10 protein-coding genes and 1 pseudogene are annotated in these 12,443 nt (G+C 69.9%); 5 read left to right on the top strand and 6 right to left on the bottom strand.

The window, feature by feature from the left end; all coding sequences use genetic code 11:
- Positions 1–306 (bottom strand): DUF4573 domain-containing protein (locus tag AB0B76_RS33390; RefSeq protein ID WP_360382907.1); only part of this gene is annotated, 306 nt, incomplete at its 3' end.
- Positions 194–1,267, bottom strand: coding sequence for a PfkB family carbohydrate kinase (locus tag AB0B76_RS33385; protein ID WP_360382854.1), 1,074 nt, complete (start codon positions 1,265–1,267; stop codon positions 194–196). The genes AB0B76_RS33390 and AB0B76_RS33385, both read right to left, overlap by 113 nt.
- A 287-nt stretch (positions 1,268–1,554) precedes the next feature.
- Between AB0B76_RS33385 and AB0B76_RS33380 the strand changes: the two genes are divergently transcribed.
- Genes AB0B76_RS33380 through AB0B76_RS33370 form a run of 3 tightly spaced genes read left to right on the top strand, consistent with a single transcriptional unit; the run spans position 1,555 to position 4,551 of the window.
- Positions 1,555–2,325, top strand: coding sequence for an endo alpha-1,4 polygalactosaminidase (locus tag AB0B76_RS33380; RefSeq protein WP_360382853.1), 771 nt, complete (start codon positions 1,555–1,557; stop codon positions 2,323–2,325).
- Between the two features lie 40 nt (positions 2,326–2,365).
- On the top strand, positions 2,366–3,721 hold the full coding sequence (locus AB0B76_RS33375; RefSeq protein ID WP_360382852.1) for a 1-phosphofructokinase family hexose kinase: 1,356 nt from the start codon (positions 2,366–2,368) through the stop codon (positions 3,719–3,721).
- The gene (locus AB0B76_RS33370; RefSeq protein ID WP_360382851.1) at positions 3,715–4,551 is read left to right on the top strand and encodes a class II fructose-bisphosphate aldolase; all 837 of its coding nucleotides are present in this window, start codon (positions 3,715–3,717) and stop codon (positions 4,549–4,551) included. The genes AB0B76_RS33375 and AB0B76_RS33370 overlap by 7 nt, the downstream gene beginning before the upstream one ends.
- An 89-nt stretch (positions 4,552–4,640) precedes the next feature.
- Here the strand turns inward: AB0B76_RS33370 and AB0B76_RS33365 are convergent, their stop codons facing one another.
- The 3 genes and pseudogenes from AB0B76_RS33365 to AB0B76_RS33355 all read right to left on the bottom strand — a co-directional run bounded on the left by AB0B76_RS33365 (position 4,641) and on the right by AB0B76_RS33355 (position 8,987).
- Positions 4,641–7,151: a DUF3516 domain-containing protein gene (locus AB0B76_RS33365; protein WP_360382850.1), complete on the bottom strand. Its 2,511-nt coding sequence runs from the start codon at positions 7,149–7,151 to the stop codon at positions 4,641–4,643.
- Between the two features lie 62 nt (positions 7,152–7,213).
- A pseudogene (trmB, locus tag AB0B76_RS33360) lies at positions 7,214–7,852 on the bottom strand (tRNA (guanosine(46)-N7)-methyltransferase TrmB); the annotation flags it as partial.
- Between the two features lie 289 nt (positions 7,853–8,141).
- The gene (locus AB0B76_RS33355; protein ID WP_360382848.1) at positions 8,142–8,987 is read right to left on the bottom strand and encodes a LysR family transcriptional regulator; all 846 of its coding nucleotides are present in this window, start codon (positions 8,985–8,987) and stop codon (positions 8,142–8,144) included.
- A 73-nt stretch (positions 8,988–9,060) separates the two neighbouring features.
- Between AB0B76_RS33355 and metE the strand changes: the two genes are divergently transcribed.
- Both metE and AB0B76_RS33345 read left to right on the top strand, forming a co-directional pair.
- Complete coding sequence (gene metE / locus AB0B76_RS33350; protein ID WP_360382846.1) at positions 9,061–11,157, top strand: 5-methyltetrahydropteroyltriglutamate--homocysteine S-methyltransferase; 2,097 nt, start codon at positions 9,061–9,063, stop codon at positions 11,155–11,157.
- Between the two features lie 4 nt (positions 11,158–11,161).
- On the top strand, positions 11,162–11,644 hold the full coding sequence (locus AB0B76_RS33345) for a cupin domain-containing protein (RefSeq protein WP_360382844.1): 483 nt from the start codon (positions 11,162–11,164) through the stop codon (positions 11,642–11,644).
- A 232-nt stretch (positions 11,645–11,876) separates the two neighbouring features.
- Here AB0B76_RS33345 and AB0B76_RS33340 read toward each other — a convergent pair whose 3' ends face one another.
- Positions 11,877–12,410 carry a YbhB/YbcL family Raf kinase inhibitor-like protein gene (locus tag AB0B76_RS33340; protein WP_360382842.1) on the bottom strand — a complete coding sequence of 178 codons (534 nt, stop codon included), beginning with the start codon at positions 12,408–12,410 and terminating at the stop codon, positions 11,877–11,879.
- Positions 12,411–12,443: the final 33 nt, after the last annotated feature.

The following is a 12,443-nucleotide window of genomic DNA, read 5'->3' as shown; positions in this document are numbered from 1 at the left end:
GTGCTCAGTGCGCAGTGGGTGCGCGGTGTGCTCAGTGCGCAGTGGGTGCGCGGTGTGCTCAGTGCGCAGTGGGTGCGCGGTGTGCTCAGTGCGCAGTGGGTGCGCGGTGTGCTCAGTGCGCAGTGAATGCGCGGTGCGCTCAGCGCGAACTGGGTACGCGGCATGCTCACTGCGCGCCGGGTGTGCGGTGCGCTCAGTGCGCGCCGGCGGCGAGGTCGTCCACAGTGGCCTGTGCCGCGGTACCGCCGGCGGCGCGGGTGCTGAGCGAGCCCGCCCGCGCGGCCCAGGCCAGCGCCTCCGGTACATCGCGACCGGCGAGCCGTGCGGCTAGGAAGCCGGCGTTGAAGCTGTCCCCGGCTCCCGTGGTGTCCACGACGTCGACGGCGAGCCCGGGTGCGGTCACGTATCCGCCGCCCGGCCACCAGGCGCGGCCACCGCGCGCACCGTCCTTGAGCACGACGGTCGTGCCCGAGCCCACGAGCTTCTCCGCCGCCTCCTCAAGCGCGCCAGCCCCGGTCACGGCGAGGAGTTCGGCCGCGTTGGGCAGGAACACGTCGGTGACCGCGAGGATCTCCTCCAGCCCGCTCCAGCGGCCGGACGGGTCCCAGTTGGTGTCGAGCGAGGTGGTCACACCGAGCGCGCGGGCGCGGGCGAACGCCCCGGCCAGTCCCGCGTGCAGGCCGGGCTGCAGGAACAGCGACGCAACGTGCACATGGCGCGCAGAAGCGAGCAGTTCGTCGGTGACATCCTCCGGCCGCAGTGTGGGGATGGTGCCCGGCAGTGTCAGGATCGCGCGGTCGCCGGGCGCGGAAAGGATGATGCTGAGCCCGGTCGGTGTTGCGCCGGCTCCAGTGACGCCAACGGCATCAGCGCCCGTCGCGCCCACGCTCCCGCCTGCGTCAGCAGCACTCGTTGCGCCTCCGCCGGCCGCGCTCGTTGCGCCTGTACCCGCCGCGCTCGTTGCGCCTGTTCCGGACGTCGAGTTCTCCTGCGCGTGCGGAGCGGAGGCTTTCGGCGTGTCCCTCGCCGGCGTGAGCAGTTCGACGTCGCGCTCCGTCAGGCGTTCGCGGGTGAAGGCGCCGAACACGTCCGCGCCGACCGCTGCGAGCAGACCGGTGCGCAGTCCCAAGCGGGCGCAGCCCGTCGCGGTGATCGCCGCGGAGCCGCCGAGGACCAGGTCGGCCGCGTCCAGCAGTTGCTCCTCCTGGCCGAAGCGGGGGCGCACGTCGCCGCGCAGTACCAGGTCGGGGTTGGCGTCGCCGATCACCAGTACGTCGAGCTTCATCGTCGCTCCCTCGTGTCAGTGTTCGATTGGACAGTACCAGCTGCAGAATCATGCTCGTACGAACGATTTTCGTGCACGAACAGCCATTGACAATTACGAATCAAAGCGATTGAATCGCCCCGAGCGATCGAGCCCAGCCGGTAGTGGAGTGCTTCCCGAGCCCGGCACACAGGTCGCCAGGGTGCTCGGCACCCGAGGCGGGGCAGATCCCGAAACCCCTCGGAGCTCTCGCTGTGATTCCCACACTGCGCCGTATCGGCGTGCCCACGATGACGGTTCTTGCCGTCATCAGCCTCGGCATCGGTACCGCCGATGCCGCCACGTACACCCCGCCGCCGGCCAACGCCCAGTTCGACTACCAGATCGGCGGGGCCTACGCACCACCGTCCGGAGTCCAGGTGGTCAGCCGCGACCGGACCGCCACCCCGGCGGCCGGCCTCTACAACATCTGCTACGTCAACGTGTTCCAGACCCAGCCCGACGAGATCTCGTGGTGGCAGGCGAACCACGACGATCTGCTGCTCAAGGACGCGAAGGGGCAGTACGTCGTGGACAGCGACTGGGGCGAGAACCTCATCGACGTCTCGACGCCGGCCAAGCGCACAGCGGTGGCCGCGATCGTCAACGGCTGGATCGACGGCTGCGCGGCCAAGGGCTTCAAGGCCGTGGAGCCGGACAACATCGACTCGTACGAGCGCTCGAAAGGGCTGCTGCAGAAGTCGAACGCAATCGCACTGTTGAAACTGCTCGCCTCGCACACGCACGACAAGGGGCTGGCGATCGCACAGAAGAACACCACCGACCTGGGTACCGCGGGCAAGGCCGCCGGCCTGGACTTCGCGATCGCCGAGGAGTGCGGCCGCTACGACGAGTGCGGCGACTACACGTCGGTCTACGGGAACAACGTGATCGTCATCGAGTACACGAAGAGCGCCTTCACCAAGGTGTGCAAGGCGTACGGGGCGTCGCTGTCGATCGTGCTGCGCGACTTGGACGTCACGGCGCCCGGCAGCGGCTCCTACAAGTACGCCGCCTGCTGAACCGGCGGGGTCGCGCCGCACTCCCGATCGGGGGTGCGGCGTGATCCTCACGGTGACGCTGAATCCGGCGCTGGACCTGACCTACGCGGTGGACGAGTTTCGTCCACAAACGACGCATCGTGTGCGCGCAGTGCACGAACGCGCAGGCGGCAAGGGACTGAACGTGGCGAGCGTCCTGCACGCACAGGGCGAGCCGGTGCTCGCGACCGGGCTGCTCGGCGGCGTCACCGGCGAACGGGTGCGCGAACTGCTCGCCGCGGCCGACTTACCGCACGCGTTCGCACCGATCGCCGGGGAGACGCGCCGCACGGTGACCATCGCCGACGGCGTGGACGCGACGGGCCTGTGGGAGCCGGGCCCGGACATCACAACGGTCGAGTGGCTTCGTTTTTTGCAGCTGTACCGCATGCTGCTCGACGACGTCACCGTCGTCGCAATGTCCGGTTCGCTGCCTCGAGGGCTCCCAGCGGATGCGTACGCGGTGCTCATCGACATTGCGCGGGTGCACGGTGCCTGCACGGTGCTCGACACCAGCGGCGAACCGCTGCGCCTGGGCCTCGTGGCAGGCCCGGACGTGGTGAAGCCCAACGCCGAAGAGCTTGCCGTCTTGATGAGCGAACGTGCACTCCCGGACGAAGGTACAGCGACCGATCAACGGACAGTCCTGGACGTTCGAATGCTGCGCCGATTGGGCGCCGGCTGCGTAGTTGTGTCGCGCGGGCCGGACGGTCTGCTCGCGGTCAGCGGGCACGAAGGGTGGCGCGCCGCGCCGCCGGCTCCTGAGACGGGCAACCCCACCGGCGCGGGTGACGCCTGCGTGGCAGCACTGGCGCGGGGGTTGCGCGATCGCACGCCTTGGCCGGAGTTGCTCGCCGACGCTGTCGCGCTGTCCGCCGCCGCGGTCGCGGCGCCCGTGGCCGGTGCGGTCGACGAGCAGCGTTACCGCGACCTGCGCACACGCATCAACGTCGTTGCCGAACCGCTGACCGGCGTCGTCGGCGAATGCAATCTCTGTGAGCCGCGTGATCGCACACGGGTCGAACAGCTCGACCCTTTGAACGAACATCCCGCCGCCGGGAGCGAACACCTAGCAGTCGCAGACGAACACCCGGGCGGCGCGAACGAACACCCGGGCGTCCCGCACGAACACCCGGGCGTCCCGAACGAACACCCGGGCGTCGCCAACGAACGTCCTGAAGCCGCGAACGGACAACCCGCCGTCGCATACGAACACCCCCGCACGGCGGACGAACACCCCGGCTTCACAGACGAACACTCCGCCGGCACACATGAACATCCTAGGGCCGCCGGGGAGGACCGAGGCGTGGCAAGTGAGCGTCCCGGCTTCACGAACGAACAAGACCCAAGCGTTGAACGAGGAGAACCGCCATGTTGACCCCCACCGGTGAGATCGTGAACGACGCGCGGCGGCGAGGGGTTGGGGCCGGCGCTTTCAACGTCATCACCGTTGAGCATGCCGAAGCCGTCGTGGCCGGGGCCGAGGCGGCCGGGTGTGCGGTCATTCTGCAGATCAGCGAGAACGCTGTGCGATTCCACAACGGGCGGCTCGGGCCGATCGCCGCGGCGGCGCGGGCGGTCGCCGAGCTTGCCTCCGTGGCCGTTGGGCTGCACCTCGACCATGTCGAGAGTGACGAGCTCTTCGACCAGGCCGCCGGCAACGGGTTCGGTTCGGCGATGTACGACGCGTCGAAGCTGGAGTACGCCGCCAATGTCGCCGCCACTGCGGATGCCGTTGCGCGCGGGCATGCCTGCGGGTTGTGGGTGGAGAGCGAGCTCGGCGAGGTCGGGGGCAAGGACGGTGCGCACACGCCAGGAGTGCGCACCGATCCTTGCGAGGCCGCGCAGTACGTGCAGGCGACCGGTGTCGATGCGCTCGCCGTTGCGGTCGGATCCGCGCACGCTATGACAACGCAGGATGCGCGGCTCGATCACGCGCTCATCGCGCGGATCAAGGATGCCGTTGCGGTGCCGCTCGTGTTGCATGGATCGTCGGGGGTGCCCGAGGAGGAGCTGCGCGCCGCGGTGCGGGGCGGGCTGGTCAAAATCAATATCGGAACGGCGCTCAATGTCGCGTTCACCGGGGCGATTCGTGAAGTCATCGGGCGTGACGCCGCGGTTGTCGATCCCAGGAAGTACCTTCGCAGCGCCCGGGACGAAATGGCCCACACGGTCACGCGTGCGCTGCGAGTGCTGACCGCCGCCTAGCACCGAACGGCTCACAACGGACCCGCGCTGGGACCGAAGAAGCTGAAGGCGGGAAGAGCTGCGCACGAACCAAGAACGCGCGATCCGGACTAGAAGCCCTTTGCCGGGCCTACCGAAACGATGCGGACCGCCGCTGCGCCCTGGGCGTCGGACTCGGCCAGGTCCACCTCGGCCACGATGGCCCAGTCGCGGTCGCCCACGGGGTCGTCGAAGATCTGGCGGACGTGCCACCGGTCCGGCTTCTGGTCGATGACCAAAAGCGCCGGGCCGCGCGCGTCCGGGCCGACACCCATTGAGTCGTACTCGTCGAAGTACGCCTCCACCGCATCCTCCCACGCGTCCGCGGTGAAGCCGGCCTCGCCGTCGAGTTCGCCCAATTCCTCGTAGCGATGCAACGCCGCAAGTTCGACGCGGCGGAACAGCGCGTTGCGCACCAGGACGCGGAATGCGCGCAGATTGCGCGTGACGGCCGGCGGCCGGTCGTCGCGCAGTTCCGGGCGTTCCTCGCCGGGATTGCGCAGCCGCTCCCATTCGTCGATGAGGCTGGAGTCGACCTGGCGCACCAGCTCGCCGAGCCACTCGATGATGTCGGTGAGGTCCTCGGTGCGCGCGTCCTCGGGCACCGTCTGGCGCACGGCTTTGTAGGCGTCGGCGAGGTACCGAAGCACAAGCCCTTCCGACCGCGACAGGCTGTAGAACCCGACGTATTCGACAAACGTCATTGCGCGTTCGAACATGTCGCGCACCACGGACTTGGGCGACAGTGCATAATCGGCCACCCACGGGTGTCCTTGTTTGTACATGTTGTAGGCGTTGTCGAGCAGCTCTACGAGCGGCTTGGGGTGCGTGACGTCGTCGAGGAGCTCGATGCGCTGCTCGTACTCGATCCCCTCCGCCTTCATCGCCGCGACCGCCTCGCCGCGCGCCTTGAACTGCTGCGCGGAGAGCACCTGGCGCGGGTCGTCCAATGTGGACTCGATGATGGAGAGCACGTCGAGGGCGTACCCGGGGGCCTCGCGGTCCAGCAGTTCGATCGCGGCGAGCGCGAACGGCGACAGCGGCTGGTTGAGCGCGAAGTCCATCTGCAGGTCGACGGTGAGCCGGACGCGGCGGCCCTCCTCGTCGGGTTCGGGTAGCTGCTCGACCACGCCGCCGGCCAGGAGCGCGCGGTAGATGGCGATCGCGCGACGGATGAGGCGTCGCTGAGAGTGCGCGTCTTCGTGGTTTTCGGTGAGCAGGTGACGCATGGCCGTGAACGCGTCGCCGGGGCGGCTGATCACGTTGAGCAGCATCGCGTGCGACACCTGGAAGCTGGACTTGAGCGGCTCCGGCTCGGCCTCGACCAGCCGGTCGTACGTGGGCCGCCCCCAGCCGATCGAGCCCTCCGGCGGCTTCTTGCGCACCACCTTGCGGCGCTTCTTCGGGTCGTCGCCGGCCTTCGCGAGTGCGCGTTCGTTGTCGATGACGTGCTCAGGTGCCTGCACGACCACGGTGCCGACAGTGTCGAAGCCGGCTCGGCCCGCCCGGCCGGCGATCTGGTGGAACTCGCGCGCGTACAACAGCCGGGTCTTCTGTCCGTCGTATTTGGACAGTGCGGTGAACAGCACGGTGCGGATCGGCACGTTGATGCCCACGCCGAGCGTGTCGGTGCCGCAGATGACCTTGAGCAGTCCGGCCTGCGCGAGCGTCTCGACCAGGCGGCGGTACTTCGGGAGCATGCCCGCGTGGTGCACGCCGATCCCGTGCCGCACGAGGCGCGACAGGGTCTTGCCGAAGCCGGCCGTGAACCGGAAGTTCCCGATCGCCTCGCCGATCATGTCCTTTTCTGCGCGCGTGGAAACGTTCACGCTCATGAGCGCTTGTGCACGTTCGAGCGCCGCGACCTGCGTGAAATGTACGATGTACACGGGCGCCTGTCGCGTGGACAGGAGCTCTTCGATCGTTTCGTGCAGCGGGTCCATGGAGTAGGTGAACATCAGCGGCACGGGCCGTTCGGCGTTCTTCACGACCGCGGTCGGGCGCCCGGTGCGGCGCGTGAGGTCACCCTCGAAGCGCGTCACATCACCGAGCGTGGCGGACATGAGCACGAACTGTGCCTGCGGCAGCTCGATCAGCGGCACCTGCCACGCCCAGCCGCGGTCGGGGTCGGCGTAGAAGTGGAACTCGTCCATCACGACGATGCCGACGTCGGCGCGCTCACCATCGCGCAGTGCGATGTTCGCGAGGATTTCGGCGGTACAGCAAATGATTGGCGCATCCGCGTTGACGTTTGCGTCGCCGGTGAGCATGCCCACGTTCTCCGGGCCGAACATGTCGACGAGCGCGAAGAACTTCTCGGACACCAGCGCCTTGATCGGCGCGGTGTAGAACGTGGTCCGGTCGGTGGCCAGCGCGGCGAAGTGCGCCCCGGCGGCGACGAGGCTCTTGCCGGAGCCGGTGGGCGTGTTCAGGATGACGTTCGCACCGGAGACGATCTCGATGAGCGACTCCTCCTGGTGCGGGTACAGGCTGAGCCCTTGCTCCTGCGCCCAGACCGAGAACGCCTCGAAGACGGCGTCCGGGTCGCCGTCTCTTGGCACACGCGCGGCGAGATTGTTCATTCCGACGCCTCCGCTTCGCTTCGGCATCGGTCAACGCTGCGCTCCTGGGCGGCCGCCCCGTCGCGCGCGTACATCACGTCGAAGGATTGTCGTCCGGCGCGCAGTGCGCGCTGTTCGAATTTGGTCACCGGCCGGTGCGCGGGGCGCGGCGCGAATCCGTCAAAGCGGTTCACCAGGCCCGGGTCGGCGTTGAGCGTTTCGAGCATTGCTTGTGCGTATTCGGCGTCATCGGTCGCGCAGTGCAGCACGCCTCCAGTGCGCAGGCGCTCGCGCAGTACGGCGACACGTTCGGGCACGATGAGCCGCCGCTTGTGGTGGCGCGCCTTCGGCCACGGGTCGGGGAAGAACACGTGCACGGCGGCGAGGCTGCCCGCCGGGATGCCGTCGAGCAGTTCGAACGCGTCGACGGCCGCGACCTGCACGTTGTCGAGGCCGCCCTCGTCGATCAGGTGCAGCAGGTTGGCGACGCCGGGCGTGTGGACCTCGACGGCCAGGTAGCGCCGGTGCGGGTCGGCGGCGGCCATTTGCACGGTGGCCTCGCCCATCCCGGACCCGATTTCGAGGACGTCGACGGGGGTTCCGGGCGTGAAGGTGTACCGCTCGGCGAGCCGCTCCAGCGCGTCGAAGTGGCGGCCGCTGAGGCGCCCTCGACGGGGGTGGTAGGTCCGGACGATCCGCAGCGGCCGGTCGACGGTAGTCATGGGGCCTCAACTCTACCCGAACCTCGACGTGCGGTCTTCGGGGCTTCTTGCATCGGACAGCGGGCACCCGACATAGGCGGCTTCGGGGCATATACCCCAAATGTCGTGGCCCCGGCCTCGACGACGTTCGTGACCCGGTGCGCGACATTCGCAACGCGCAGACTCCGACGCCCAAGCGCGCAGAGTTCGACATTCGCAAACGGACAGATTCCGACGCTCAGGACGCGCAGAGTTCGACATTCGTGACCGCGCAACGCTCACCATTCGCTCACCACTCGCTCACCAGCGCTCAGCGGCGCAGCGCATCCTGCGCCGCCTGTACCAGCGCCATCACCTCCTCGCCCGCCGTCTCGGCTCGCCACACGAGCGCGAACGTCAGGCGCGGGGTGGGGCCGGCCAGCGGGACAAACCGGACGTCGGGGCGGCGTACGGTGTCGACGAGCAGCTGCGGCACCGGCAGCGCGCCCCGGCCCGCCGCCACCAGGTCGAGGCCCGCGGCCGGGTCGTCGACCGCCTCCGGGGCCAGGCGCACCCCGGCCGGCACCGGCAGGCCCCGCGGCAGCAGCAGGCGGCCCGCGCGGTCCAGGGTCAGGGCGGCCGCGGTCGACAGCGGGTCGGCGGCCGACAGCGCCAGGTGGCTCAGCGGGACCTGGAACCGGGCGGCGCTGGCGAAGCCGGGCGGGAACGGCGCGCTCATGAGGGCCGCGACGCCGTCGGGGGCGTGGGTGAGCTCGGCGGTCGCGGCCGACCAGCCGCCCGGTACGAGGGTCAGGTCCAGGCCCGGCTTGCGTCCGGCGAGGCGGCGGGCCAGACGCGCGGCGAAGGTGCCGGCGACGGGGGCATAAACGAGACGAATGCCGGCGGGCGACGGTACCGCCAACCGCGCCGCCTCCGCCGTGAACGCTCCGGCCTGAGCGAGCACGGCCTCCGCATAGGGCAGCAGCGCCTCGCCGAGCGCGGTCGGCTCGACGGTTCGGCTCGTGCGCGCGAACAGGCGTAGCCCCAGCTCACGCTCGAGACGGGCGACCGCCTGGCTCACCGCCGGCTGGGACAGGGACAGCGCTGTGGCCGCGCGCGAGAACGAACGGTGCCGCGCCACCAGCGCGAAGCACTCGATGTCCCGCAACGCCACCACGGCGACCAGTATCGGCCATTCGCGTCGCTTATCGATCAGACCGAAACACATACGAACAGCCACGATGCGCGGTGTGAACGAACACTTTCCCATCTCCACCGTGCTCGGCTACCCGCGCATCGGCCCGAACCGGGAGCTCAAACGCGCCCTCGAGGACTACTGGGCGGGCCGCACCGACCGCGCGGCGCTGGACGAGACCGGGCGCCGGCTGCGCGCCGAGACCTGGCACCGGCTGCACGAACTCGGGCTCGCCGGGCTGCCGTCGAACACGTTCTCGCTCTACGACCATGTGCTCGACACGGCCGTCGCCGTCGATGCGATCCCCGATCGGTACCGTGACGCGCCCGACCCGTACTTCGCGATGGCCCGCGGGACGGACGACGTGCCGGCGCTGCGGATGACGAAGTGGTTCGACACGAACTACCACTACATCGTGCCCGAGATCGGAGCGAAAACGCGGTTCCGGGCGGTGCCGGACAAGGCCCTCGCCGAGCTGCGCGAGGCGCGTGCACTTGGGTACGAGACGCGGCCCGTCCTGCTCGGGCCCGTCACATTCCTGCAGGATCGGCTGGACCGGCTTGACGATCTGCTCGACGTGTACGGCGAGTTGCTGCGCGAGCTTGCAGACGCCGGTGCGCAGTGGGTGCAGTTGGACGAGCCGGCGCTCGTCGTCGACGGGGGCGCACCCGCCATCCGGCATGCCTACCGGCGCCTCGCCGCGCTCGAGCGACGTCCGAAGCTCCTGGTCGCCTCGTATTTCGGCAACGCCGACGCCGCGCTCCCGGCGCTGTCCGTGGCCCCGATCGAGGGCGTCGCGGTCGACCTGACCCACGGGGTACCGCCGAATCTGCGCCTGTTCGAAGGGCGCACCGTGGTCGGCGGGGTCGTGTCCGGGCGCAACGTGTGGCGCACCGACGTGGACGCGGCGCGGGCGCTGCTGGCCGCGGCCGGGGCGACCGCGGTGTCCACGTCGTGTTCGTTGCTGCACGTGCCGTACACCCTGAGCGGCGAGTCCGGCCTGCCCGCGGAGCTGACCGCGCGGCTCGCGTTCGCCGAGGAGAAGGTCGCCGAGGTCGTCGCGCTCGCTGAGCTCGGGCCGAAGGCCGGGCCGCTGCCGGTGCGCCCGCGGGCGGAGGGGACGGTCGCGCCCGAGTCTCGCGGTCCCTACGCGGCGCGGGTCGCGGCTCAAGCCGACCTCGGGCTGCCCGCGCTGCCGGTGACGACGATCGGCTCGTTCCCGCAGACCGGCGAGCTGCGCGCGGCACGCGCGACCCTGCAGCCGGAGGAGTACGACACGCGCATCGCCGCGGAGATCGATCGGGTCATCGCCGAGCAGGAAACGCTCGGCCTGGACGTACTCGTGCACGGCGAGCCTGAGCGAAACGACATGGTGCAGTACTTCGCCGAGCACCTCGAAGGCTTCGCGGTCACCCGCAACGGGTGGGTGCAGTCGTACGGCTCGCGGTGCACCCGCCCGCCGATCCTGCACGGCGACGTGCGCCGTCCCGCGCCGATCACCGTGCGCTGGGCGACTTACGCGCAGTCGCTCACCGACCGGCCGGTGAAGGGCATGCTGACCGGCCCGGTGACGATCGTCGCGTGGTCGTTTGTGCGCGCGGACCGTCCGCTGCGCGACGTGACGCTGCAGGTCGCCGGCGCGATCCGTGAAGAGGTACGCGACCTGGAGGCGGCCGGCATCCGCATCATCCAGGTTGACGAGCCGGCCCTGCGCGAGCTGCTGCCGCTGCGGCGCGAGGAGCAGCCGGCGTACCTGGCCTGGGCCGTGGCCGCCTACCGCCGGGCCACCGCCGGCGCCGCGGATGCGACCCAGATCCACACCCACCTGTGCTACTCCGACGCGCCCGCGGTCCTGGCCGCGATCGACGCCCTGGACGCGGACGTGACGAGCATCGAGGCGGCCCGCTCGGGATTCGCGATCGAGGGGTTGACCCGGGGCGTCGGCCCTGGGGTGTACGACATCCACTCCCCCCGGATCCCGGGCGTCGACGAGGTCGGGTCCCGGCTGCGGGCCGCGCTCGAGGTGATCCCCGCGGGGCGGCTCTGGGTGAACCCGGACTGCGGCCTCAAAACGCGCACGTACGACGAGGTGCGCGCGGCGCTCACGAACGTCGTCGCGGCCGCGCACAAGATCCGCGAGTCCGTAAGGTGAGGGTATGTCGTATCCATCCCCGAAGTACCTCGGTGAAGACGGCGAACTGAACGCCACCTACCGGCCCGTCGGCACCGCGCCGGACTTCACCTACGCCAACGGAAACACGGTGCACTACCTGGCGACGGGCAAGTCGACCCACGGGCAGTTCGGCCTGTACCGCTGGGTGATGGGCCCGAAGCCCAGCGGCCCGGACCCGCACTTCCATCGCTCGATCTCCGAGTCGTTCTTCATCCTGAGCGGTTCGGTGCGCATTTACGACGGGCAACGTTGGATCGACACAGAACCGGGCGACTTCGTGCACGTTCCAGAGGGCGGCGTGCACGCGTTTCGCAACGAGTCGGGCGCGCCGGCCGAGATGCTGCTGCACTTCGCGCCCGGTGCGCCCCGGGAGGCCTACTTCGAGGGTCTCCCGGAACTGGGCTCGATGAGCGACGACGAACGCGCCGCGTTCATGCTCGAGCACGACACGTTCTGGATCGGTTAGGCCTGGTGCACAGCTGAGCATTCGCGGGACGTGCAACGCGTCCGCCGGACGCGCGGGCACCTCGACGAGCCGGCGACCGCGTGAAGGCACATTCCCGTGCGATACGTGAACAGGCGATCCAACGCGGCGTGCGTAGCGCCGTTACGCGGACCGGCCCGGCGCGTACTGCGCCGGGCCGGTCTGGGTGAGGAATCCGGCCCTCGGCGGGTCGGTCTCAGGTGTGCGACAGGCTTCAGCCGCCGAAGCCGAAGCTGGCGACGAGGATGGCGCGCCCCAGTGTGTGCGCGGTCAGGTTGAAGCCGACCACGTTGGGGTTCGCCTCCGCGTCTACGCCGAGCGAGTCGGTGTCGAGGGCGTGGACTACGAAGAAGTACCGGTGCGGCGCGTCCTGCGGGGGCGGGGCGGCGCCGCCGAAGTCGCGGGTGCCGTAGTCGTTGCGGGCGTGGATGGCCTCGTCGGGCAGGCCGTCCTTGTCGCCGGTGCCGGCGCCGGTGGGGAGTTCGGTGACGCCGGCCGGGATGTCGTACACGAGCCAGTGCCAGAAGCCGCCGCCCGTCGGGGCGTCCGGGTCGTAGCAGGTCACCGCGTAGCCCTTGGTGCCATCGGGGGCGCCCGACCAGGCCAGGTGGGGTGAGGTGTTGCCGCGCTCGTAGACCTGGGCGTCGGGCAGGGTGCCGCCTTCGGCCAGATCCTCGCTGGTCAAGCTGAACGCCGGCACCGCGGGCAGGAAGTCGTAGGGCGACGGCGGGCGCGGACGGTCGGACATGCGCAATCTCCTCGCGAAGGTGGCTACAGCTGT

It is taken from the genome of Dactylosporangium sp. NPDC049140 (assembly GCF_040648435.1).
This window is presented reverse-complemented; position numbering and strand designations above follow the sequence as displayed.

Excerpts from the sequence above, each read along its gene's own strand:
- AB0B76_RS33345 (WP_360382844.1), top strand. The coding sequence starts at position 11,162 with ATGTCGTATCCATCCCCGAAGTACCTCGGTGAAGACGGCGAACTGAAC.
- AB0B76_RS33380 (WP_360382853.1), top strand. The coding sequence starts at position 1,555 with ATGACGGTTCTTGCCGTCATCAGCCTCGGCATCGGTACCGCCGATGCC.
- AB0B76_RS33365 (WP_360382850.1), bottom strand. The coding sequence starts at position 7,151 with ATGAACAATCTCGCCGCGCGTGTGCCAAGAGACGGCGACCCGGACGCC.
- AB0B76_RS33340 (WP_360382842.1), bottom strand. The coding sequence starts at position 12,410 with ATGTCCGACCGTCCGCGCCCGCCGTCGCCCTACGACTTCCTGCCCGCG.
- AB0B76_RS33370 (WP_360382851.1), top strand. The coding sequence starts at position 3,715 with ATGTTGACCCCCACCGGTGAGATCGTGAACGACGCGCGGCGGCGAGGG.